The 22,857-nt window shown below is 33.9% G+C and carries 22 protein-coding genes; 9 read left to right on the forward strand and 13 right to left on the reverse strand.

Features of this window, described 5'->3' with window-relative positions; all coding sequences use genetic code 11:
* The first annotated feature begins 87 nt into the window (after window positions 1–87).
* From GSY47_RS21485 to GSY47_RS21495, 3 genes are read left to right on the forward strand one after another with little or no spacing between them, the layout of a single operon-like run.
* Window positions 88–912 carry a DUF6492 family protein gene (locus GSY47_RS21485; protein ID WP_179003805.1) on the forward strand — a complete coding sequence of 275 codons (825 nt, stop codon included), beginning with the start codon at window positions 88–90 and terminating at the stop codon, window positions 910–912.
* Window positions 913–946: 34 nt separating this feature from the next.
* Window positions 947–2,026, forward strand: a complete 1,080-nt coding sequence (locus GSY47_RS21490) for a glycosyltransferase family 4 protein (RefSeq protein WP_179003806.1) — start codon at window positions 947–949, stop codon at window positions 2,024–2,026.
* 33 nt (window positions 2,027–2,059) lie between these two features.
* A complete protein-coding gene (locus GSY47_RS21495; protein WP_179003807.1) occupies window positions 2,060–3,196 on the forward strand; it encodes a glycosyltransferase in 1,137 nt (378 codons plus the stop codon).
* Here the strand turns inward: GSY47_RS21495 and GSY47_RS21500 are convergent.
* The 6 genes from GSY47_RS21500 to GSY47_RS21525 all read right to left on the reverse strand — a co-directional run bounded on the left by GSY47_RS21500 (window position 3,191) and on the right by GSY47_RS21525 (window position 10,297).
* Window positions 3,191–4,387 (reverse strand): glycosyltransferase, encoded by a 1,197-nt coding sequence (locus GSY47_RS21500; RefSeq protein ID WP_179003808.1) that lies wholly within the window; start codon window positions 4,385–4,387, stop codon window positions 3,191–3,193. The genes GSY47_RS21495 and GSY47_RS21500 overlap by 6 nt on opposite strands.
* Before the next feature lie 317 nt (window positions 4,388–4,704).
* The gene (locus GSY47_RS21505) at window positions 4,705–5,169 is read right to left on the reverse strand and encodes a thioredoxin family protein (protein WP_179003809.1); all 465 of its coding nucleotides are present in this window, start codon (window positions 5,167–5,169) and stop codon (window positions 4,705–4,707) included.
* A gap of 177 nt (window positions 5,170–5,346) precedes the next feature.
* Entirely contained in the window at window positions 5,347–7,599 is a 2,253-nt protein-coding gene (locus GSY47_RS21510; protein WP_179003810.1) for a TonB-dependent receptor, read from the reverse strand.
* Between the two features lie 215 nt (window positions 7,600–7,814).
* Complete coding sequence (locus tag GSY47_RS21515) at window positions 7,815–8,729, reverse strand: NAD(P)/FAD-dependent oxidoreductase (protein WP_179003811.1); 915 nt, start codon at window positions 8,727–8,729, stop codon at window positions 7,815–7,817.
* A gap of 12 nt (window positions 8,730–8,741) precedes the next feature.
* Window positions 8,742–9,947, reverse strand: a complete 1,206-nt coding sequence (locus tag GSY47_RS21520) for a GTP-binding protein (protein ID WP_179003812.1) — start codon at window positions 9,945–9,947, stop codon at window positions 8,742–8,744.
* Window positions 9,944–10,297, reverse strand: coding sequence for a MerC domain-containing protein (locus GSY47_RS21525; protein ID WP_179003813.1), 354 nt, complete (start codon window positions 10,295–10,297; stop codon window positions 9,944–9,946). The genes GSY47_RS21520 and GSY47_RS21525 overlap by 4 nt, the downstream gene beginning before the upstream one ends.
* A 92-nt stretch (window positions 10,298–10,389) precedes the next feature.
* Between GSY47_RS21525 and GSY47_RS21530 the strand changes: the two genes are divergently transcribed.
* From GSY47_RS21530 to GSY47_RS21540, 3 genes are all read left to right on the forward strand, one after another.
* Entirely contained in the window at window positions 10,390–10,782 is a 393-nt protein-coding gene (locus tag GSY47_RS21530) for a Fur family transcriptional regulator (protein WP_068841836.1), read from the forward strand.
* 74 nt (window positions 10,783–10,856) lie between these two features.
* Window positions 10,857–12,728 carry an Nramp family divalent metal transporter gene (locus GSY47_RS21535; protein ID WP_179003814.1) on the forward strand — a complete coding sequence of 624 codons (1,872 nt, stop codon included), beginning with the start codon at window positions 10,857–10,859 and terminating at the stop codon, window positions 12,726–12,728.
* 89 nt (window positions 12,729–12,817) lie between these two features.
* The gene (locus GSY47_RS21540) at window positions 12,818–13,471 is read left to right on the forward strand and encodes a metal-dependent transcriptional regulator (protein ID WP_179003815.1); all 654 of its coding nucleotides are present in this window, start codon (window positions 12,818–12,820) and stop codon (window positions 13,469–13,471) included.
* 51 nt (window positions 13,472–13,522) lie between these two features.
* On the opposite strand, the gene GSY47_RS21545 is transcribed toward GSY47_RS21540, so the two are convergent.
* The 7 genes from GSY47_RS21545 to GSY47_RS21575 all read right to left on the reverse strand — a co-directional run bounded on the left by GSY47_RS21545 (window position 13,523) and on the right by GSY47_RS21575 (window position 19,646).
* On the reverse strand, window positions 13,523–14,008 hold the full coding sequence (locus GSY47_RS21545) for a DinB family protein (RefSeq protein ID WP_179003816.1): 486 nt from the start codon (window positions 14,006–14,008) through the stop codon (window positions 13,523–13,525).
* 9 nt (window positions 14,009–14,017) lie between these two features.
* On the reverse strand, window positions 14,018–14,416 hold the full coding sequence (locus GSY47_RS21550; protein ID WP_179003817.1) for a hypothetical protein: 399 nt from the start codon (window positions 14,414–14,416) through the stop codon (window positions 14,018–14,020).
* A 168-nt stretch (window positions 14,417–14,584) separates the two neighbouring features.
* Window positions 14,585–15,367: an enoyl-CoA hydratase/isomerase family protein gene (locus GSY47_RS21555; RefSeq protein ID WP_179003818.1), complete on the reverse strand. Its 783-nt coding sequence runs from the start codon at window positions 15,365–15,367 to the stop codon at window positions 14,585–14,587.
* Between the two features lie 11 nt (window positions 15,368–15,378).
* Window positions 15,379–16,794 (reverse strand): sensor histidine kinase, encoded by a 1,416-nt coding sequence (locus tag GSY47_RS21560; RefSeq protein ID WP_179003867.1) that lies wholly within the window; start codon window positions 16,792–16,794, stop codon window positions 15,379–15,381.
* A 190-nt stretch (window positions 16,795–16,984) separates the two neighbouring features.
* Window positions 16,985–17,533, reverse strand: coding sequence for a CopD family protein (locus tag GSY47_RS21565; RefSeq protein WP_179003819.1), 549 nt, complete (start codon window positions 17,531–17,533; stop codon window positions 16,985–16,987).
* Between the two features lie 31 nt (window positions 17,534–17,564).
* Window positions 17,565–18,578, reverse strand: coding sequence for a ferrochelatase (gene hemH, locus GSY47_RS21570; RefSeq protein ID WP_219071531.1), 1,014 nt, complete (start codon window positions 18,576–18,578; stop codon window positions 17,565–17,567).
* Between the two features lie 192 nt (window positions 18,579–18,770).
* Window positions 18,771–19,646, reverse strand: a complete 876-nt coding sequence (locus GSY47_RS21575) for a helix-turn-helix domain-containing protein (protein WP_179003821.1) — start codon at window positions 19,644–19,646, stop codon at window positions 18,771–18,773.
* 227 nt (window positions 19,647–19,873) lie between these two features.
* On the opposite strand from GSY47_RS21575, the gene hemA reads away from it, so the two are divergent.
* The 3 genes from hemA to GSY47_RS21590 all read left to right on the forward strand — a co-directional run bounded on the left by hemA (window position 19,874) and on the right by GSY47_RS21590 (window position 22,817).
* Window positions 19,874–21,124 carry a glutamyl-tRNA reductase gene (gene hemA, locus GSY47_RS21580; RefSeq protein WP_179003822.1) on the forward strand — a complete coding sequence of 417 codons (1,251 nt, stop codon included), beginning with the start codon at window positions 19,874–19,876 and terminating at the stop codon, window positions 21,122–21,124.
* A 104-nt stretch (window positions 21,125–21,228) separates the two neighbouring features.
* Entirely contained in the window at window positions 21,229–22,152 is a 924-nt protein-coding gene (hemC, locus tag GSY47_RS21585) for a hydroxymethylbilane synthase (RefSeq protein WP_179003823.1), read from the forward strand.
* Window positions 22,152–22,817, forward strand: coding sequence for a uroporphyrinogen-III synthase (locus tag GSY47_RS21590; protein WP_179003824.1), 666 nt, complete (start codon window positions 22,152–22,154; stop codon window positions 22,815–22,817). Before hemC ends, GSY47_RS21590 begins: the two co-directional genes overlap by 1 nt.
* The last annotated feature ends 40 nt before the right edge of the window (window positions 22,818–22,857 follow it).

Consider the following 22,857-nt stretch of genomic DNA (forward strand, 5'->3'; position numbering starts at 1 on the left):
AGATGACAATTATTGTTTGGTTTTACCGTTTGCTTACAATACCATTTAATTCTATCTTTAGTATTCCAAAAACAAAATCTCTTTTGTATGCATAAACTAATTCTTTTCATCAAGACTTATGAACCTGATTTTAAAACAGTTTATAAGCTTTTGGACTCTATAGATAAGTTTAACAAAGACAATATTCCGGTAATTATTTCTGTGAATGATGATCACTTTAATCTTTTAAGACCAGATTGTTTCGAAAAGTATAAAGTTTATCGCGATTCTGAAATTTTCAAAACTACAATTACTGAAGGATGGCGCTATCAGCAAATAATAAAATGTAACGTTTATCATCTCAATATCTGCGAAAATTATGTTGCCATAGATTCCGATTCTATTTTTATACGAAACTTTTATGTTTCAGATTTTATGTTTGATGCGAACACGCCTTACACTATCATGCAGGAATCGAAGGATTTACTTGAAATGACCGAAAGACTTCAAATGGATTCTCAAACTATTTTCTTCAAAAGAGCATTAAGAGATACTCGTCCTTTTTTTGGAAACAAAGGTAAAGAATGGGATTATGGTCCTTCGCCCTATATTTGGAATTGCAAAGTTTGGGAACATTTTAATGAGGTATTTTTGAAAGATCTCAACCTAGACTTTGATACATTTTTTACTCAGATTGACAAAAAAAGCTACTCTCCAAGTGACTGTGTGATTTATGGAGAATATCTATTGAAAACCAGATTAATCAATATAATTCCAGTCGGAAGTTTATTTAAAGTATATCACTATAAACAACAATATGCAATAGAGAAAAACCAGCTTAATATGGAGCAGCTGAGCAAAATTTATCTCGGTTTGATTCATCAAAGCAATTGGAAAAGAAAGAAAAAGAAATGGTACCGATTTTTTCAATGAATTAAAGAAAAACGCTATTCTAAAAATTCTTCAGATGAAAAAAACAAGTAAAGTCTATTTAGTATTTCTAAACGGCAAATCTAATGCAGGAGGTGCCGAACGCATGGTACATTATTTGGATGAGTATCTTAAACGCCGAGAAATTTCGACTGAAATAATTGATGAAGATTTTTTAAAAAACACTTTTGCAGGGAAATTATATTGGAAATCATTCAATATCAGGCATTTTGAGAAACGAAGAGCTAAATATATTGCGAGATTTATAACTGCCTTTCTTTGGTTAACATATCGTCCGAATAAAATCGTAATCAGCAATGGAGAGCCAACGGCTTATTATCCTACAGATTACGTAATTTCTAATGGCTGTTATCATAAAATGGAATTAGACTATGGCCGAAAAGATTCCAGATTGAGCAGAGTGGCTAAACTTCAAATGAAAGCCTGTAAAAATGCCAAGAAAATAATCGCTGTGGAATCGAATGTCAAAAAAGATTTAATACACTATTATGGGATAAACCCAGATAAAATCAGCATTGTTCCGAATTGTATTGATCAAAATAATTTCTATCCCATTCCAAAACAGCCTTCCAACTTTAAAACCATAGCATACATTGGAAGACTAGAACACGGAAAAGGTATTACTGAATTACAAGATCTGGCACAACTTGTTGAATCACAATCCGACTGGAAACTGCTTATTGCCTCAAACAATTCTTCTAATACGGAACTTTTTAAGAATTTACAGAATACTAAACTTTTAGTTGGATTAACAATTGAAAACATCAACAAACTAGCCTATTCCTGTGCTGACATTGTTTTTTATCCGTCCTATTCAGAAAGTTTTGGAATGGTAATCATAGAAGCACTTGCCTGCGGAAAACCCATTGCAGGAAATGCCGTTGGCATTTTACCTAAACTGGTTGAAGAAAAACATCCAGCCTGTTATCTTCTACCCAAAAAAATAGATGAAACTATTTTTAATTTTTTCCAAGATTGTATTGAAGATTCGAAACAATATAAATCGGAAGAAATCCATGAAATGACAATGAAGAAATTCAGAATCGAATCGTATTTCGAACAACTGGATCAGCAATTTTTTCATCAGAATACTTAAATTAGCATAAAACAGATAAAAAACACTTCCCTCATGAGAATTTTATATTTCTATCCCGAAAATCCACTACACAAAACAAAAGGAAATAATGCGAGAGCGTTGGCTTTGTTAGAATATTTCAAAGACAGAAATATCGAAGTTGATTTTGTAGGTGTCGAAACAGATATATTTGGAACAAATGAAATAAAAGCTCTGAAAGAAGAAAAACTAATTTCTAATGGCTATTTCCTTCCCATTTTTATTCGAAAGAAAAACAAACTGAAGTATTTTTTTTATTACTCACTTCCTAACAAAATAAAAGGAAAAATTGGTTTGTTTGATAATATTCGTTCGGGTCATCTAAATGCTTTTAATAAGGTTCTTAAAACAAACAATTATGATGTTATTTTGATTTCATACGCATACTGGTCAAAACTAGTTATGAATAATCCTCATATCAAAGAAGCAAAATTGATGATTGATACACACGATTTCTTAACCTCGCAATTTCAGAAAAAGAAGAATTTCCGTTTAGGAAAGTTTTTTGAAAAAGAAATCGAAATCTTAAGTCATTATGACAAAATCCTAGTCATTTCTGCCGAAGAAAAATACCTTTTCTCTCAGTTTATTGATAAAGAAATTGCGTTGGTAACACATAGTTTACCGCAGAAAAGTGCTTTAAAAACTGAGTCAAAATATGATATTATTTACGTTGCAAGTGAAAACGAACACAATGTTAAATCGGCCAAATGGTTCTTCGGCCAAGTTTATCCCCTACTTTCAAAATCACTTAAAATTGCTGTAATTGGAAAAATCGGCAAATTTATTGGCGAGCATAACAATGTCGAAAAAATCTCTTTCATTGAAAATCTAGATGATGCATATCGTGAATCTAAAATAGCAATATGTCCAATGCTCAGCGGAACTGGAATAAAAATTAAAGTTATTGAAGCTTTGTCTTTTGGAATTCCCGTAGTTTGTAATGAAAGAGGTGTCGACGGATTAGTAAACAAGACTAATAATGGCTGTTTAACTACAAATGACCCTAATGAATTTGCAGCTTATATAAATGAATTATTAACCGATTCCAATTTCTATAATAAAATCCATTCTGAAGCGGTTTCCTATTTCAGCAATCATCATAGTACTGATGCGACTTACAACGTATTAGATGATGTATTCAAATTATAGCGTCTCAAATTTTAAAAACAATTCTTCTAAAGCCTGATTTGAAAAAGGCTTAAGGCTTTGTTCGGAGTTTTGATGCAATTCCTGCCACAGGGTTTTATTGTTGTACAAATTAAGAATTGCCAGTGCAAACTCTTCTTTTGCATCGTAAATCAAAGCATTCCTTTGATGAATCAGTTCCATTCCCTCTGCTCCAATCGAAGATGTGATAACAGGCAAATAATACTCAAACGCCTGTCCTATTTTCCCTTTTACACCTGCGCCATATCGCAAAGGTGCAATCATGAATTTGTTTGCAGTAAAAAAAGGCTCTATGTTGCAAACATGACCTGTAAAAATAAATCTTGAGTCTTCTATTCCTTTAATATTTTCATTAAGATTCCCAATTATATTTACTTTTATCTCATTATTTTCTTTCCAGACTATCGGCATTATTTCATGATACAAATAATGAACAGCATCAATATTAGGTTCATGTTTCGAGCCTATAAAAAGTATGCCTTCTCGATCTTCAAAAAGCAAGGCTTTTTCTTTGCTTATTTTTGGATAATGAATGTTGGGAATGGTTATGAGCTTATCGACATCAATATATCTTGACATAATTTCCTTTTCCACATTAGAAATGGTCGCTACATAATCTACCTTTCCGGTTAATTTTGTTTCGATGAAAAAGAATTTCAAAAAGTTTTTCCAAAGTGAAATACGCTTCGGATTAATTTTAATAGCTCTTTTATAACGTAAAAAATGAATATCAATCATATCGTAAAGCGATGTGGCTTCAGGAAGAATTTTAGATACTTTTTTTAAGTTAAAATAAAACGATTTCCCGCCATAATACCACACAAAATCAACTTTCGGAAGCGATTTTACAAAATCAAAATAGCTCGAATATTGACTGTTTTCTACAAAAACAATAGCTCCAAAATCGCTAAAATAATCTACATAACCATTGTCCCTAAAAGTATTTTTTGAACAGATAATACAATTGTAATTTTTGTTTTTAAAAAATAATATGATTTCTTTTAATCTGTTAGAACCCGAATCATGTGCAGGGGCCGGCATATGAAGATTAAAAAAGACAATTGTTTTATTGTCCGGATTATAAGTATTATAGTTTGGTATTGATTGATCAGATTGTTTTTTAACTCCTTCTTTTCGTGTATAGTATCGTTTGATACTTTTAAATATACCCATATGTATTCTGTTTCGTCCCTATTTTTTACAAGTCTGACTATAAATTATAGATAACCAAAAATGGATTTGGTTGCGTTTCTTTTTAAAAAAAAATACTTTTTCTTTTAAACTAAAACTCAATTTGCTTTTTCTTTATTATCTGAAAAGCATTAAAACTTATAAAATCAAAATCCAAAAGAAAATATTCTCCATTGATTTTCAGCGATTTTTGTTTCCGAACAGTTTTTTAACTAATTTACAAATTAATTCACAAAACCACTGTATAAGAGCAACTTATATTAAAACAGTATGTAAAAAGAGCATTTTTTAGTAAGAATCTATTCGAGAAGTTTTACTAGAAAAAATTTAAAATCATTAGGTGACAAATAATTCGAATATTGAAAAATAATCTCATTTTTCTCATTCAAAACACATAAAACAGGATAGACAATTTGATTGTTTATAGTTCCAAGCTCTAGAGCCAATTCATTAACTCCAATGTTATTTCCAGAAGGTTTGTATTTAAAAACCTGATTAGTAAAAGTAATATCTCGTTTTTCTTCGGCATTAAAATCAATGAAATAGAAATCTGAATTAAGTTTATCAATGATTTCTTTGTTTTTGAAAGTTGTGGTTTTCATTCTTTGGCAAAACTGACACCAGTCGGTATGGATAAAAACAATGATTTTTCGTTTTTGAATTTGCTGTAAACTCTCTATTTCTTCAAAAGAATAGCTTTTCAGCTGACCAAAACCGATTGCCGAAATCCCTAAGAAGAAAATAAATAGAATTAGCTTTTTCATTTTTTTAGTGAGTCTGATTTCTATTACTAAAAATTTTTAAACACATAGAAACATAGGTTTTTCTATTTCTATAAAAAGATAAAAGAAGAAGCTAGCTTCCACACATAGCTATGTGAATTGATGCAAGTGAAACGCCTTTCTACACAAAGCTAAACTATGTTTCTATGTGTTTAAATTTTACCTCAAAGTATATCGCAATCCCAAGAAGCCGCGAATCGTTTGATTCTGCCCATAAACATACGTTGTATCAAAAGTCAAACCGTACGGATTATCGGGCGTAACCAAAACTTTCCCGTTTGCATCGTATTGCACATTTTTATCAAAAGGATCATTGGTTCTTGAAATCAAAAACGGATTATTTTGTTTGGGAGTAAAGTTCAGCAGATTTTTGACACCTCCATAAACTTCAAAATTCTTCCAGCCCGTATAGGTAAACTGAATATTCTGAATACTGTACCAAGGCGAATTTGGATTTCTCGGATCGTATTCGCTCAACAAAGGCAATTTCATCGGACTGTAAACATTTCCGGTATAATCCAGTAATAAATTCCAAGGTTCAATTTTGTATGAAACTGTCCAAGTTCCTGTAAATCTTTCAGTCAGAAAAGGTCTTTCTGAAATTCCATCCTCCACATTTTTATTGTCCAAAACCGTTGCTCCCAAAATAAACTTTAAACCATTGGTAAAATTAACATCCACATTGGTGCTGATTCCCTGACTGATCGCATAACCATCAATATTGTCATAAATGATTTTATTTGGATCGGTTTCATAATCTGAAATGATTTTATTGCTAAAACGGGTATAAAAAGCTGTAGTTTCAATTCCCATAAAAGTTCCATTTCCGAAGTTTATTTTCTGAATATAATTCAAATTCACATTTACTGATTTCTCTGGTTTCAAATCATTTTCAATCACAACATCTCTCGAACCCGTTAACGCTGCGTGATCTTCGGTAAATAAATTGACCACTCTAAAACCTGTTCCGGCATTCAACCTGAAAATAGTATTGTCATTGGCTTTAAAGCGATAGGCAAATCTTGGTGTAAAAATCGAACCGTGAATTGAATTATAATCGTAGCGTGCGCCCAGCAAAACCTGACTTTTTGGAGAAAAGGTTATTTCATCCTGCACAAAAATTCCTGGAAGCCAAGTACTTTCAGCATCTTTTGTGGCTGGTGTATTATCATCGTAATAGGTATATCGGCTTGCGATTCCTGCCAATAAATCATTTCGTCCGATTTTTTTATCCCAAGTTAATTGAAGAAATCCGATTTTTTGATTGGCGATGTATGAAGTGGTTCCGTAACGGCTGTCTTGATAATGCACATTTCCAGAGAAAGAAAGCATTAATTTCTCCTCAAATGGCAATTGATAACTTCCAATCAATTCTGCTCTTTTGGTATAAATGCTTTCTCCGTAAATTTCGTCTCCTCCACGATATTTTTTCTCCCAGCGAACGTCTCCGCCCCAGCGATCTTCGTACATTGCACGTGCGGCAATGGTAAAAAGCCTATTATTATTGCGCTGAAAACTCCATTTATTAAAAACCGAAATTCGTTCAGAAAGCGTTACATCGGTAAAATTATCTTTGTCTTTATCAATTACTTGGTCATAATTGAAGTAATTAATTCCTAAAAGTGAAATCGCTTTTTGGCCAACATTAAACTTCATTCCCAAATCCAGATTACTTTCAAAATAAGAAGTCGTAAAATAATCAGCTGAAAACATCGGGGCATTGGTTGGATTCTTGGTAATAATATTGATCAAACCTCCGACCGCTTCGCTTCCATAAAGTGATGATGCTGGGCCTTTTACGATTTCTATTCGTTCGACCAAAGAGTTCGGAATTCCCGATAGGCCATAAACCGTCGAAAGACTGCTCACAATTGGCATTCCGTCAATCATTACTAAAGTATAAGGGCCTTCCAACCCGTTTATATGAATATCTCCTGTATTACAGACACCGCAATTCAACTGTGGACGAACTCCATTTATGTTTTGAAGTGCATCATAAATGCTTGGTGTTGGATTTTTCTTAAAGAAAACTGGCGAATAAACCTCAACGGGAACCGCACTTTCTAGTCGTTTTACTGGTTTTAAAGTTCCAGAGACCACTACTTCATTTAGTTCGTTTTGGTCTTCTTTTAATTCAAAATCCAGATTGAGATCTTGATTTTCTGATATTGTTATTTTTTGGATTAAAGATTTGAATCCAGTCGAGTTTACCGCAATTTTATAAGTTCCCGCCGGAATATTTTCTAACTGATAATGACCAATTGAATCTGCTTGAGTTTTAAAGTTTGTATTTAACAAACGAACATTAATTTCCTGCACAACAGGACTATCTGCCGTTACCTTTCCAGATATATTTTGTGCGTAAATGCTTTTTGTATAAATTATTAATATTGTCAAAAATAAATATTTCATTCTTTTAAAATTAAATTTAGACAAAACTAAAAATTAAATTTGACAAACAATTATTCTTCAGGCAGAAATTTTTAAACGGATTGAATTCAATATGTTAGAATTTTGATTTTATCGAGCAAAGTCACAAAACACAAAGTTTTTTTAAACCATATAAGTTATATAAGAAAATGTAAGTCTAGTTTTAAATGAACTTATATAACTTATATGGTTTATTTTCACTTTGCGTAATCTTCGTCAATTAGTTCTTTATTAATGACCGCTCCGGCAAAAGATCCTGTAGAAACGGCAATAGCAACTGAGCGCATTGGAGTTGTACAGTCTCCACTTGCAAAAACTCCTGCCACATTTGTTTTTTGCATAGCATCAACTTTTACCAAACTTTGTTCGTTGAGTTCACAGCCTAGAGCTTCAGGAATTGGACAATGCTGTTCGAAAGGTGGTTTGGCATACACAGCTTTTACCTCAACTTTTTGCTGATTTTTAAAAACTATATTCTGAATATATCCTCCTTGATGTTCAAAAGATTCTATTTCATCTTCAAAAATCTGAACGCCATGATTTTCTAAAGTTTTGATTTTTTCCAAAGTCAATTCTGATTTTCCATTCGTGCACAATCGAAGGTCTTTTGTCCAATTCGAGATCAGTTTGGCGTATTCAAAGCCCATTTCACCATTGGCAATAATCGCAGTTTTTTCATTTTTAACTTCATAGCCGTGACAATACGGACAATGCAAAACCGAAATTCCCCAACAATCTGCAAAACCTTTAATTTCAGGAAGCAGATCTTTAACGCCACTTGCAAACAGGATTTTTCTTGAATTGAAAGTTTTACCAGATTCTGTAAAAACCTCAAATCCATTTTCATTTTTAATCGCTTTTACCACAAGTCCGTTAAAAAAATGAATTGTTTTATAAAGATCGACTTGTAATTTGGCTTTCGCCGAAATTACAGCGGGCTTTTCGCCGTCTTGTGTAATAAAATTGTGCGAATGTGGCGTTTGTCGGTTACAAGGCAAACCACTGTCAATAACCAAAACCTCACGCAAAGCACGTCCTAAACTCATTGCTGCAGATAAGCCACTGTAGCTTCCGCCAATGATAATCACGTCATATGTATAATTGTCTTTCATAATTTTAACGATTTAAGATGTTCTTGATATTGGAAAAAGATCCTTTTTTGGAAACAAACCTTCTTGATAATCTATAATTTCATCTTCTGTACAAAGGCATTTTTTAAGTTCGTTGAGAATCTCCGTCTCTTTTATTTTCTGTCCGATAAAAACAAGTTCATTAAGTCGGTCTCCAAAGTTAGCCGTCCAGCGTTCTTCTATAATATCCTGAAATTCAACAAAATTATTAAATGTCATTCGCTCACTTAACGGCATACTCGCCCACCAAACTCCTGCCCCTTCCGCTTTCATTGAACCTCCAGCCTGGCTCCAGTTAATTGCCTGCTCTGGTCGGGATGCCATCCACAATAATCCTTTACTTCTAATGATATTCTCTGGAAAATCTGAAGTAATAAAATTCCATAATCGATTGGGATGAAATGGCCTTGAATCTCTAAACACAAAAGAATTGATTCCGTATTCTTCGGTTTCAGGCGTATGGATTCCTTCTAATTCTCTGATCCAACCTGCTGAATTTTCCGCTTCCTCATAATTGAATAATCCCGTATTTATAATTTCGTTCAGGTTTACTTTTCCTAAAACCGAAGTGATTATTTTCGCCACAGGATTCAACTTCTGAATTGACGCTTTCAACATTTGTAATGATGCTGTATCAATAAGATCGGTTTTATTCAAAATAATAACATTCGCAAATTCGACCTGATCAACCAAAAGATTGACTATCGTGCGAGTATCGTTTTCAATACTGGATAAATTTTGTTCCTGCAAAGTTTTAGCCGAACCAAAATCTTTAAAAAAGTTAAAACTATCCACAACAGTTACCATCGTATCGATGTAGCTAAACCTTGACAAATCAATGCTAGCATCTTCATTTACAAATGAAAAAGTCTGAGCGACCGGTATTGGCTCGCTAATTCCTGTACTTTCAATAAGTAAATAATCAAATCTGTTTTCCTTTGCTAATCTTTCCACCTCGATCATTAAGTCTTCACGCAGCGTACAGCAAATACAGCCATTTGTCATTTCAACTAACTTCTCTTCGGTTCTTGACAACGTATTTTGATTTTTTACAAGTTGTGCATCAATATTAACTTCACTCATGTCGTTAACGATTATGGCCACTTTCAATCCTTCTTTATTATGAAGAATATGATTTAGAAGCGTCGTTTTTCCTGCTCCAAGAAATCCGCTTAACACTGTAACAGGGAGTTTTTTCATTTGTGTATGTTTTTATGATTTTTATAATTAATCAAATGGCCGATAATCATTCCGATGCCACCGAAATAAATCAGATCCAAATGAATCTCTAAGAATAAATCAGTCAAAATAGTGATCCAAATCAGGCTCATGGAAACAATCAAAATCGACGAAACCAAAAGAGTTGATTTTTTCGTAATTTTGAAAATTGCAAACAAACCTATTGAAGCAAATAGTAAATCGATAATTGGACTGTGACTCAACCCTAAAGGAAGAATCGTTAAAAGAGGAAAAACCAAACAATGAACGAGACAAATCGTTGCGCTTGAAATTCCTAAAATATCGTAAAAGGGTGTAGTCAATTTCTTCATTTTGTGTACTTTTACTTAATGCAATTTTGTTGCAAATATACAGATTAAATTCAAACGCAACATTGTTGCGTTAAATTTTTTAATTTATAAAAATGAAAACAACACGTAATACTACCGCGAAAACAGCTGTATTAGAGGTATTTGAGAATTCTAAAACGGCATTATCACACACCGAAATTCAAAAACAATTGAATGATGTCTGCGATCGCGTGACCATTTATAGAATTTTAGATCGTTTGGTTAACGATGATATTATTCATAAAATCTCCAATTTGGACGGCACGGTTAAATATGCCAAATGCAATCATTCGCATCAGCGCGTACACATCCATAACCATGCTCATTTCAGCTGTGAAAACTGTCACGAAATTACTTGTCTTGAAAATGTGAAACCGAGCTACATTATGCCGCACAATTATAAAGTGAACGAAATAAACTTTACATTATCAGGATTGTGCCCAAAATGTTTGAATTCTAACATTTAAATTTTAGACTCGCCTAAAAATATTGTTCCGCGAATATCATTTTTCTATATATTTGTGAAAACAATACATTTACAATGAGTAAATCTTTAGAAGAAGTCCACGAATCGGTTTCTACAGAACATAAAAAAACAGGTTTCAGAAAAATATTAGCCTTTTTAGGCCCGGCTTATTTAGTAAGCGTTGGTTATATGGATCCAGGAAACTGGGCTACAGACATTGCCGGCGGAAGCCAATTTGGTTATACTTTGGTCTGGGTTTTATTGATGAGTAACTTAATGGCTTTGCTTTTGCAAAGTTTAAGCGCAAGACTTGGAATTGTAACACAACGAGATCTAGCACAGGCTTCGCGAGAAACTTATTCCAAATACATCAACTACATTTTATATTTTCTGGCAGAAATTGCAATTGCCGCCTGTGATTTGGCCGAAGTGCTCGGAATGGCAATCGGAATTAATCTTCTTTTTGGAATTCCGCTTTTTGAAGGTGTTTTGATTACCGTTTTAGATACTTTCATTTTATTGTTCTTAATCAACAAGGGAATCCGTAAAATGGAGGCTTTTATTATTGCTTTGGTAGCGATTATTGGTTTTTCTTTCATTTTTGAAATGATTTTTGCCGAACCTGAAGTTTCTAAAATTATCGCTGGATTGGTTCCTTCTATTCCAAATTCAGCTGCCTTATATATTGCAATCGGAATTATTGGAGCAACGGTAATGCCTCACAACCTTTACTTACACTCTTCTTTGGTGCAAACCAGAAAATTCGATAGAAGTCCAGCGGGAATCAAACAAGCCTTAAAATACAATTTGATTGATTCAACTATTGCTTTGAATTTGGCATTCTTCGTCAATGCTGCCATTTTAATTTTGGCAGCCGCCACTTTCCATAAAAATGGAATGTTTGAAGTTGCCGAGATTCAGGATGCACATCAATTCCTGGAACCTTTGTTAGGCACAAAATGGGCACCAATCTTATTTGCCGTTGCCTTAATCGCTGCAGGACAAAGTTCAACCGTAACGGGAACACTTGCAGGACAGATTGTGATGGAAGGTTATTTACACTTAAGAATTCAGCCTTGGGTTCGTAGAATTATAACCCGTTTAATTGCTATAGTTCCTGCTTTGATCGTGATTTGGATTTATGGCGAAAACATAACTGGAAAACTTTTAATTTTAAGTCAGGTTATTTTAAGCCTACAATTAGGATTTGCGATTATTCCGCTGATTCATTTTGTGAGTGATAAATCGAAAATGAATGGTTTTCATATTTCTAGAACCACACAGGTTGTTTCTTGGATTATTGCTTTAATTATTGTCTCATTGAATGCTAAGTTGGTTTATGACGAAATTACTTCATGGCTGGCAAGTTCGAATCATCCAATAATTTTATGGGTTACGGTAATACCGCTTGCGATTGCTTTTGCTGGATTACTGCTTTATATCGTTTTTAAACCTTTTATCGCAAAAGCCAAATCTAAAAAAGTTATTAATCACTCGCCGCATAACCTAAAACTTCACTTTACGCCAAAAGAAAGTCAGAGCATTAAAAATATAGCCATTTCTGTAGATTTTTCTCATGCAGATGAAGCCGCATTAAACAAAGCCTTTGAATTGGGTGGCATTGATACCGAATATACTTTAATTCATATCGTTGAAACTGTGGGTGCGTTAATGTACGGCGTTCATGTTCACGATCATGAAACAACAATAGATGAAAAACTATTATTGAAATACAAAGAAATGCTGTCGGAAAAAGGATTCAAGATCAAAACAGAACTTGGTTTTGGAAAACCCAACAATGTAATTCCGAAAATTATAAACGAAGGCAATTTCGACATTCTCGTTATGGGAACCCACGGTCACACTGGATTGAAAGATATTCTTTTTGGCACAACGGTAGACAAATTGAGACATAAAATTTCAATACCTTTGTTGATTGTTAAATGAAGATGCAAAGTTTCAGAGTGACAAAGTAACAAAGTTTTTAGCTTTGTCCCTTTGCAACTCTGTCTCTTTGTTACTCAAAAAGAAAAAAAATGACCTTTTCAGAAGAAAACTACCTTAAATCGATCTATCACTTAACGGCGGCTTTAGAAACAGAAGTCAGTACGAATGCTATTGCAGAAATCATGGAGACTAAAGCTTCTTCGGTAACGGATATGTTGAAGAAACTGGCGGAGAAAGATTTGGTTAATTATAAAAAATACCAAGGGGTTTCGTTAACCGAAAACGGAAAACTAGCCGCTAAAATGATTGTGAGAAAACATCGTCTTTGGGAAGTGTTTTTAGTGGAGAAACTAAATTTCAGCTGGGATGAAGTTCATGATATTGCGGAACAGTTGGAGCACATCAAATCAGAACAATTGATTAACCGATTAGATGATTTTCTAGGAAATCCGACTGAAGATCCACATGGAGATCCAATTCCAGATGCTAACGGCCGAATTATTAAGATTGAAAAACATTTACTTTCCGAGTTATCTGATAACCAAACTGGAGTTTGTGTTGGTGTGAAAGATACTTCTTCGGAGTTCTTGAAATATCTCGATAAACAAGGAATTGCTTTAGGTTCTAAAATTGAATTTCTTTCTAAAGAATCCTTCGATTTATCGGTCAAAATTAAGGTTGATGAAAGGGAATTATCGATTTCGAATAAAATTGCTTCTAATTTGTTTGTAAAGCTGGTTTAGTGGGCTGTTTTCGTAGAGATCTACAAGGAAGTTCTTAGAACATTAACTATATCAATATTCTTTAGCCGTTTGTGAAACCCATTTTCCTGCTGTATCAACATTTTGTCTCAACAATAAATTTAGCTGGCCAACATGATGCTGAACATGTCTCATGTTGTACAAAATCATTTCAATTCTGTTATAATTCTTCTTCTTTGTGATGAATCTTTCTTTTGAAGTTTCTTCATTTAATCCTTCAATTAAAAAGAAAACCTTTTTACGAGAATGCTCAAGATATTCAAGCAATTCTTTTTTTAGGTAAATTCTTTCCGGTAAAATTCCTTTTGGATTAAATTCAGATAAAGAAAATGGTTGTGGTGGAGAAAATTCGTCTGGTTTTACAGATGAATAATAATCAAGCCAGAAAATGGTGTGATAAGCAGAATACCAAAAATCTTTTTTATCCCAAAAACTCTCAGGACAAACTAAGATTGAACTCTCAAGCATGTCTATCACAGCTCCAAATTGTTTCCATAATATTTTCTTAAGTTCCTCCATAGTTTAATTTTAAACAATCCCTTTTTCAACCATTTCCAGCATAACCGGCGATGCATTTTTAAATGTAGGCGGCTGTTCGATAATACTTCCAGCATTCTTTTTATTTACTTTAAAAGTAACGTCATTATCTGTTGTAAACAAAAGCGCAGTTAAAAACGGTTTTTTGATGTAAGTCCCTAAAACCAATAAAGCTTCATCTAAAGTATGAATACTTTCGATTTCTTCTGTCTTGTATCGGGTAGTTAATGAGATAGAAAACGTATGATCTTCGTTGAGAACCAATCGGAAGTAAATGTTTTTAATTTCGGTATCGCCCATTGTTTTGGCCAATGTCAGTTTTGCGAAAGTTCCGTTTTGGATGCTTTCTTTAACTCGTTCACAAAAAAGGGCAAATATTGGTTCGTACATTTTTTTTTTAAGGTGCTAAGGTTCTGAGATGATGAGGTTCTAAGTTTTTAAAACCTTTGTCTATTATTTAAACGCAAAGGTCGCAAAGATTTACGCAAAGGACACAAAGATTTTAGAAAAACTTGCGAACCTTGCGCTGTCCCTTGCGACCTTTGCGGTTAGAAAATTTTATTTCCCTGTAAATTCAGCTTTACGTTTTTCTAAAAAGGCTGTTGTTCCTTCTTTAAAGTCTTGGGTTCCGAAACATTCTCCGAATGATTTTATTTCAGTATCGAAACCATTTTTACCATCTTTAAAGTTTGCATTGATGGCTTTTATGGCTTTTCCAATGGCAAAAGGCGCATTTTTAATGATTTTCTGAGCGATTACGTTTGTAAACGATAGTAATTCTTCTTGAGGTACGACATGGTTTACTAAACCGTAATCTTTTGCTTGTTCAGCAGTAATCATCGCTGCGGTCATAATCATTTCCATGGCACGGCCTTTTCCAATTAATTGCGGTAAACGCTGTGTTCCTCCGTAACCTGGAATCAATCCTAAAGTTACTTCTGGAAGTCCCATTTTAGCATTGTCTGAAGCTACTCTGAAATGACAAGCCATCGCCAATTCTAATCCGCCGCCAAGAGCAAAACCATTAACGGCTGCAATAACTGGTTTTCTTAGATTTTCTATGAAATCAAATAAAGACTCCTGCCCTTCTGCAGCTAATTGTGCGCCTTCAACAGTGGTATAATTCGCAAACTCCGAAATATCAGCTCCAGCTACAAAAGCTTTCTCTCCGCTTCCGGTTAAAACAATAACACGAACATCATCATTTTTGGATAATGAGTCAACAGCATTACTCAGATCACTAATCGTTGCTTTGTTTAAAGCATTTAACTTAGTTGGTCTGTTAATGGTAATGGTAGCCACTTTTTCTTCAATTGAAATTAAGATATTTTCGTAGTTCATAACAGCTGGTTTTATGAGTTTGTGATGGGTAAAGAAACCCTGAAAGTCGTTCCTTTTCCGTAAGTTGATTCAAAGGTAATTGTTCCTTTGTAATTTTCTATAATGTTTTTGATAATTCCTAGTCCAAGTCCCATACCGCTCGTTTTAGTGGTAAATTTTGGTTCGAAGATTCGTCCGATATCTTGTTTTTGGATTCCGATTCCGTTGTCTTTTACCGCAATTTCTACATTATTGTTACGTCGTTTTACGGTAACTACAATAGACTTTTGAAACTGACTTTCCGGAATTGCCTGTGTCGCATTTTTAACCAAATTGGTAATAACACGAATCAGTTGCGTACGATCCATTTTGGAAATGATTTCTTCTTCTTCTTTTTCGAAAACAATATAATCTTCGTTAAAAATATCCAAGGCTAATTCTACAACCTCAACCACATTTAAAGTTTCATTTTGCTGCGCCGGCATCGAAGCAAAGTTCGAAAATGCCGAAGCCACGGAAGTCATTGTATCAATCTGTTGAATTAAGGTTTCGGAGTAATCATTCATTTTCTGCTTCACGTCTGGATCACTTGGATCAAACTTTCTTTGGAAACTCTGAACCGTCAAACGCATCGGCGTAAGCGGATTTTTAATTTCGTGTGCGACTTGTTTTGCCATTTCGCGCCAAGCTTCTTCACGTTCACTTTGTGCCAGTTTAATGGCGCTCGTTTCGAGTTTATCCACCATTCCGTTATACGCTTTGATAAGGAAATTGACTTCTTTGCTATTCGCTTCTAAAACAATTTTCTCGTTTTTCTGATCCAGATTGGTTTCTTCCAAACGATCTGAAATGGTTTTAAGCGATTTTGTGATATAAGTCGAAAGGAAATAAGCCAATGCAAAAGCCACAATCAACATAAAAGAATACACCTGACTCAGGCGAATCAAGAAAGTATTCAACTCATTATCGTAGTAACCGTCGTCTTCTAAATACGGAAGGTTTAGAATTCCGAGCGGTTTGAATTTCTCGTCTTTAATTAAACTGTAGGATGATCGGTTTTTGACTCCGTCAATCGTCTTAATGTCTACAAAACGTTTTTCAATTGAGGAACGAACTAATTTCAGAATATATTCCGGAATTGGCGGAGCAATTTTATCAACCGCAAAAGACTCTTTGGATGATTTTAAAAGTTTTCCGTCGAGACTGTAAATATTGATTTCGATTTTATGAATCTGCGCTAATTCGTGGATTTTATCTTTAAAAATCAAATCCAGATTTTGCGTTTTCAGCGGATAAGTTGTAGTCGCCAGAACGTAATTGATATGCTCTTTTACCGCATTTTCTTTTCGTTCCAACCGTTCCTGATGGTATTCTTTTGCCTCAGTTTTAAACTGAATAATCGAAATCGAAGCCAATAAAAAAGATGCCACAACAATCAATACAATCATCGACAGGAAAATCCTGGTACGAAGCGAAAGCATTGTCATTTTTATGTTGAGCATGATTTTAGTATTCAGTGTTCAGATTGTTAGTGTTCAGTTATTTTGCAAACGTGTAACTTCGTTTTAAAGTTATAATATATAAAAATTTAAAAGACAATGATTGTAAACTGATCACTAAAAAACTGACCACTGCCAACTATTTTCTTTCTCTAATTCTTTTGTAAAAACGGAATCCCAGCATTATTAAAACCGAGAATAAAACAATTCCGATTACGCCGAAAATCCAGTTGATGGCACTTTTTAAAACTACTAAAAAAACAACAGCAAACAAAATAATCGTTGCGCCTTCGTTCCATAAACGCATGAAATTGTTGGAATATTTTACCTCATCTCTCTGTAATTGCTTAAAAATCTGATGACATTTTCCGTGATATAAATATAAAAGAAAAACGAAACATAATTTTACGTGCATCCACGGCATTTTGATCCAAACGCTTCCTGCATCTGTAAAAAACAGCATCCAAAAAGCAAAGATACTTGCCAAAACCGCCGACGGCCATGTAATAATATACCACAAACGATAGGCCATTATTTTGTATTGCGCCTGTAGAATTTCTTTTTCTGGTGAAGGTTTGTCATTGGCTTCTATTTGGTAAACAAACAAACGCACAATATAAAACAAACCCGCAAACCAAGTTATCACAAATATAAGATGCAGTGATTTTAGATAATTGTAATATTCCATTTAGAAATGTCTTTTTTCTTTACTCTTTCCTCTATTTCGCCCAATCATTAATCCAATTGGAAACCGTCTGGCACCATTCGTCATCATCATTCAAACATGGAATTGCCAAGAACTCTTCTCCCCCATTTGCTTCAAAATCTTCTTTGGCACGCATGGCGATTTCTTCCAAAGTTTCTAAACAATCTGAAACGAAAGCTGGTGTTACAACTGCCAATTTCTTGATTCCTTTTGCAGGCATGTTATCAATTTCGACATCGGTATAAGGTTCTAACCATTTATCTCCTGCTAAACGAGATTGAAAAGTCAAACTATATTTATCTTCTGAAAGACCTAATAATTTCACGACTTGTTTTGTAGTTTCATAACATTGGTGACGATAACAAAATTCGTGCGCTGGCGAAGGTGTGTTACAACAAGATCCGTCAATTTTACAATGTGATTTCGTTACATCGGTTTTGCGAATATGACGTTCTGGAATTCCGTGATAGGAGAACAATAAATGGTCGTATTCAAATCCAACCAAATGTTTCTGAATAGAATCTGCTAAGTTTTTGATGTAATCTGGTTTGTTATAAAATGCCGGAACATCAGTAAATTTCATGTGCGGGAATTTTTTCTTGCGAATTTCTTCGGCTTTTACTAAAATAGTCAAAGTGGAAGCCATTGCATATTGCGGATATAGTGGAAAAAGCATTACATCGGTAACTCCTTTATCGCTCAATTCCTGAAGTCCTTTTTCGATTGTCATACTTCCGTAACGCATTGCTAACGAAACTGGGACATTTACTAAAGGTTGCACTTTTTGCTGCATTCTTTCTGAAAGAACTACTAAAGGCGAACCTTCTTCCCACCAAATTTTTCCGTAAGCATGTGCTGATTCTTCTGGTCTTTTTCTTAAAATAATACCACGAACTAATAATGCTCTCAATAAATACGGAACGTCGATCACGTATTTATCCATTAAAAATTCATCTAAATAAGGTTTTACATCTTTTGGAGTTGGACTTTCTGGAGATCCCAGATTTACTAATAATACACCTTTCATTATGTTCTTTTGCTTTAAGCTTTTTATTTGTTTTTTAATTTTCGGCAAAAGTAAACGCTGTACTTTATTCGAAATATGATATTTATTACTTTTTAATTATTGTCGAATATCTAAAATCAATTTCTCTCGCAGATTCGGGAGATTTAGCAGATTTTTATTTTGTGCAAATTCGTGAATCTGTGGCGAAAAAAATTAGACATTCGCATTTATCGACATCAAATATTTTTTTGGAGTTGTGGCAAACTTTTTCTTGAATGCTGCTATAAAGTGACTTCCTGTACTATAACCTATTTTAAGTCCAACCTCGTTTACATTATACGAACCGCTGTCTAAAAGTTTTCGGGCGAAATCCATTTTGTAATCGAAAAGGAAACCATAAACCGTATCGCCATAAATTTGTTTGAAACCCATTTTAAGTTTTTTCAAATTCAAACCAATTTCGTCTGCTAGTTCTTGCAATCCTGGTGGTTCGGCCATATTGGCGATAATAATTTCTTTGGCTTTTCGGATTTTCAGCACATTGTCTTCGTCAATCAAAAACGGACATTGTTCTGCATTTGGATCCTCCGTTCTGTTAAAATACAAACTCAACAATTCGTATCCTTTTCCTTTATAATAAAGGTTTTTTATGGACGGATGTAGATTGTAATGAAACAACTGACTCAAAACAATCGCCATGGATGGACTGATATTTCCTTCGTTATAATACTTTTTATCCTTATTGTCTGGACTTAAGAAAGTAATATAGTCGGCTTCGGCAGAAAACAACGCGTGAAATTTCTTAATGGATACAATTACCGAAATTGCCCATGAGTTTGGAGCCAATTCTAAATTGAGCGGTAATTCTTTCTGCGGATTGTATAAAAGCAATGATTTTTCCTCTTTCAATTCTAAAGCATAATTGCCTTGATTGAATAAAAATTTTGCATTTCCTTTTATTCCGAAGTGAAACTGTATCAGGCCAGTACCTACTATTTCATGCTGTGCATAAAATGGTTCTGAACCATCGTTTTGAAAACGAATCAGCGTAAAGTCGTCTTCAATTTTTATAACTTCTTGAGAACTCATAGCGATATTTTTTTGAAACGAAAATCAAAACAAACTCAAAATGTTATTTAGAACGACTCTAAACTAATCACTTCAAAGGAGTTGATTTTGCTACAAAAGTAGTCCTTTTTACTCAAAAACACCTATTTAGGTTCAAAAAAACATACAGCGACATAAAAAGTACTTTTAGCGTTATTTTTATCACTGGTATAGTAATAATTTTGTTGCACTTTTATGAAAGTGAATTTATGGAAAACAATAACGTACCGAAACACCTTTATTTTTACTCAGTTGGTCTGAGTTATAAAAAAGCTGATGCTGAGGTTAGAGGTCAATTTAGTTTGGATGCAGTTGCGAAAACGAGATTACTGGAACAAGCTAAAAACGATGGAATAGAAAGTTTATTAGTTACTTCAACTTGCAACAGAACCGAAATTTACGGTTTTGCTGAACATCCATTTCAATTAATAAAATTAATCTGCGATAATAGTAACGGATCTGTAGACGCTTTTCAAAAAGTAGGTTTCGTTTACAAAAATCAAGAAGCTATTAATCATATGTTCCGTGTAGGAACTGGTTTAGATAGTCAGATCTTAGGAGATTTCGAAATCATCTCACAAATCAAAACTTCTTTTATTCATTCAAAATCAATGAATTTAGCCAATGCTTTTATGGAAAGATTGGTAAATGCAGTGATTCAGGCAAGTAAAAGAATTAAAACAGAAACTGAAATCAGTTCTGGTGCTACTTCGGTTTCTTTTGCTTCTGTACAATACATCCTTAAAAACGTTGAGGACATCAGTAATAAAAATATTCTACTTTTCGGAACTGGAAAAATCGGAAGAAATACATGTGAGAATTTAGTAAAACATACTAAAAACGAACATATCACTTTAATCAACCGTACTAAAGACAAAGCAGAGAAATTAGCAGGAAAATTAAATTTGATTGTTAAAGATTATTCTGAATTACATTTAGAACTTCAAAAAGCCGATGTTGTCGTTGTTGCAACGGGCGCACAAAACCCAACGGTTGACAAAGCAATTTTGAATCTTAAAAAACCTTTGTTGATTCTGGACTTGTCTATTCCTAAAAACGTGAATGAAAACGTAGAGGAATTAGAAGGTGTAACTTTAATCCACATGGATTATTTGTCTCAATTGACAGATGAAACTTTGGAAAACAGAAAATTACATATTCCAGCTGCCGAAGTGATTATCGAAGAAATCAAAGAAGAATTTGTTACTTGGATGAAAGGCCGAAAATTTGCGCCAACTATCAATGCGTTAAAAGACAAACTAAACGCAATCAAAGCTTCTGAACTAGATTTTCAAAGTAAAAAAATTGCCGATTTTAATGAAGAGCAGGCTGAAATCATTAGTAACCGAATCATTCAGAAAATCACTACTCATTTTGCCAATCATTTAAAAGACGACGATACCATGGTAGACGAAAGCATCGAATGGATCGAAAAAGTCTTCAAAATAAAAGCATCTTAAATAAAATTTAAACCATATAAGTTATATAAGTTCATTTAAAAACTGTGTTTTACTCAAACCTCTTAAATTTCCTTATATAACTTATATGGTTCAAAAAACAAAACATGGCTGAAAAAACAATCAGAATTGGAACACGCGATAGCGAATTAGCACTTTGGCAAGCACACACTGTAGAGAAAAAACTAAATGATTTAGGTTACAAAACCTCAATTGTTGCGGTTAAATCTCAAGGCGATATTATTCTGGATAAACCTCTTTACGAATTGGGAATTACTGGAATTTTTACCAAAACGCTTGATATTGCGATGATCAATGGTGATATTGACATTGCGGTGCATTCGATGAAAGACGTTCCAACAGCTTTGCCAAAAGGAATTGTTCAGGCGGCTGTTTTACCAAGAGCGAATGTTTTAGATATTTTAGTCCATAAAGGAAATCCTGATTTTACAAATCCAAGTACCATTGCAACCGGAAGTTTACGTCGTCAGGCGCAATGGTTTAACAAATACCCAAATCATACTGTTGTTGATTTACGTGGAAATGTAAATACTCGTATGCAAAAATTACAAGATAATGATTGGGACGGAGCTGTTTTTGCAGCTGCAGGTTTAGAGCGAATTAATTTAAAACCTGAGAATTACATCAATCTTGATTGGATGATTCCAGCACCGGCGCAAGGCGCAATGCTTGTGGTGGCAATGGAAAATGACAATTATACTTTGGATGCCCTTTCTCAATTAAATGATATCGAAACTGAAATTTGTACGTATATTGAACGTCAATTTTTGAGAACGCTTGAAGGCGGATGTACTGCCCCAATTGGAGCTTTGGTGACTTATAACGAAGATGAAGACACATTACATTTTCAAGGCGTTTTACTTTCTATCGACGGAAAACAAAAACTGGAAATTGACAAAACGGTAGATATTTCAGAATGGAAAAAACTAGGTTTCAACTCTGCTCAGGAGATTTTGAATAATGGAGGAAGGGAATTAATGCAGAAAATCAAAGAATCTCTGAAGAAATAATGGCAAACCAAGTTCAAATAGTATCTACAAAAATATTATCTCCTCTTCACAAACAAGAGTTAATGAAATATGGCGTTGAATTAATCGAAGCTGATTTCATTAAAACCGAAAACAAACCTTTCGAATTAAAAGACCTCAACGAAAGTTTGATTTTTACAAGTCAGAATGCTGTTCGTAGTGTTTTATCAGATCCAAAATCAGAAGAACTAAAAAAGAAAAACGTGTACTGTGTTGGACTTAAAACTAAAAGTCTTTTAGAAGAAAATGGTTTTAATGTTATTGCCTACGCTGGTTATGCTTCAGATTTAGCCGAAATTATCACTTTGATTTATGGAAATGAAAGTTATACTTTTTTTAGCGGAAATTTAAGAAGAGATACTTTGCCCGAAGCTTTAAAAGAAAACGAAATTAAATTCAATGAAATTCAGGTTTACGAAACTACGCTTCAACCTCAGAAAATAAAAGCAAATCCAGAAGCTATTTTGTTTTTTAGTCCGTCCGGAGTTAAAAGTTACCTGAAACATAATACTATCAATAAACAAATCTGTTTCTGCATCGGTGATACCACTGCAGAAGCTTTATCAAAGATTACAAAGAATATCATCGTCGCAGACCAACCCACAATTGAAGACATGATCGAAGATGTAATTCACGAATACAAATAAAAAACCTTTGCAACTTTGTCACTTTGCGACTTTGCATCTA

Source organism: Flavobacterium quisquiliarum (assembly GCF_019308285.1).
GTDB classification, from domain to species: domain Bacteria; phylum Bacteroidota; class Bacteroidia; order Flavobacteriales; family Flavobacteriaceae; genus Flavobacterium; species Flavobacterium quisquiliarum.

Excerpts from the sequence above, each read along its gene's own strand:
- GSY47_RS21575 (WP_179003821.1), bottom strand. The coding sequence starts at position 19,646 with ATGAGTTCTCAAGAAGTTATAAAAATTGAAGACGACTTTACGCTGATT.
- GSY47_RS21535 (WP_179003814.1), top strand. The coding sequence starts at position 10,857 with ATGAGTAAATCTTTAGAAGAAGTCCACGAATCGGTTTCTACAGAACAT.
- GSY47_RS21560 (WP_179003867.1), bottom strand. The coding sequence starts at position 16,794 with ATGATTGTATTGATTGTTGTGGCATCTTTTTTATTGGCTTCGATTTCG.
- GSY47_RS21530 (WP_068841836.1), top strand. The coding sequence starts at position 10,390 with ATGAAAACAACACGTAATACTACCGCGAAAACAGCTGTATTAGAGGTA.
- GSY47_RS21540 (WP_179003815.1), top strand. The coding sequence starts at position 12,818 with ATGACCTTTTCAGAAGAAAACTACCTTAAATCGATCTATCACTTAACG.
- GSY47_RS21510 (WP_179003810.1), bottom strand. The coding sequence starts at position 7,599 with ATGAAATATTTATTTTTGACAATATTAATAATTTATACAAAAAGCATT.
- GSY47_RS21500 (WP_179003808.1), bottom strand. The coding sequence starts at position 4,387 with ATGGGTATATTTAAAAGTATCAAACGATACTATACACGAAAAGAAGGA.
- GSY47_RS21495 (WP_179003807.1), top strand. The coding sequence starts at position 2,060 with ATGAGAATTTTATATTTCTATCCCGAAAATCCACTACACAAAACAAAA.
- hemH (WP_219071531.1), bottom strand. The coding sequence starts at position 18,578 with ATGAAAGGTGTATTATTAGTAAATCTGGGATCTCCAGAAAGTCCAACT.
- GSY47_RS21555 (WP_179003818.1), bottom strand. The coding sequence starts at position 15,367 with ATGAACTACGAAAATATCTTAATTTCAATTGAAGAAAAAGTGGCTACC.
- GSY47_RS21545 (WP_179003816.1), bottom strand. The coding sequence starts at position 14,008 with ATGGAGGAACTTAAGAAAATATTATGGAAACAATTTGGAGCTGTGATA.
- hemC (WP_179003823.1), top strand. The coding sequence starts at position 21,229 with ATGGCTGAAAAAACAATCAGAATTGGAACACGCGATAGCGAATTAGCA.
- hemA (WP_179003822.1), top strand. The coding sequence starts at position 19,874 with ATGGAAAACAATAACGTACCGAAACACCTTTATTTTTACTCAGTTGGT.
- GSY47_RS21520 (WP_179003812.1), bottom strand. The coding sequence starts at position 9,947 with ATGAAAAAACTCCCTGTTACAGTGTTAAGCGGATTTCTTGGAGCAGGA.
- GSY47_RS21485 (WP_179003805.1), top strand. The coding sequence starts at position 88 with ATGCATAAACTAATTCTTTTCATCAAGACTTATGAACCTGATTTTAAA.
- GSY47_RS21550 (WP_179003817.1), bottom strand. The coding sequence starts at position 14,416 with ATGTACGAACCAATATTTGCCCTTTTTTGTGAACGAGTTAAAGAAAGC.
- GSY47_RS21590 (WP_179003824.1), top strand. The coding sequence starts at position 22,152 with ATGGCAAACCAAGTTCAAATAGTATCTACAAAAATATTATCTCCTCTT.
- GSY47_RS21505 (WP_179003809.1), bottom strand. The coding sequence starts at position 5,169 with ATGAAAAAGCTAATTCTATTTATTTTCTTCTTAGGGATTTCGGCAATC.
- GSY47_RS21515 (WP_179003811.1), bottom strand. The coding sequence starts at position 8,729 with ATGAAAGACAATTATACATATGACGTGATTATCATTGGCGGAAGCTAC.
- GSY47_RS21525 (WP_179003813.1), bottom strand. The coding sequence starts at position 10,297 with ATGAAGAAATTGACTACACCCTTTTACGATATTTTAGGAATTTCAAGC.
- GSY47_RS21565 (WP_179003819.1), bottom strand. The coding sequence starts at position 17,533 with ATGGAATATTACAATTATCTAAAATCACTGCATCTTATATTTGTGATA.
- GSY47_RS21490 (WP_179003806.1), top strand. The coding sequence starts at position 947 with ATGAAAAAAACAAGTAAAGTCTATTTAGTATTTCTAAACGGCAAATCT.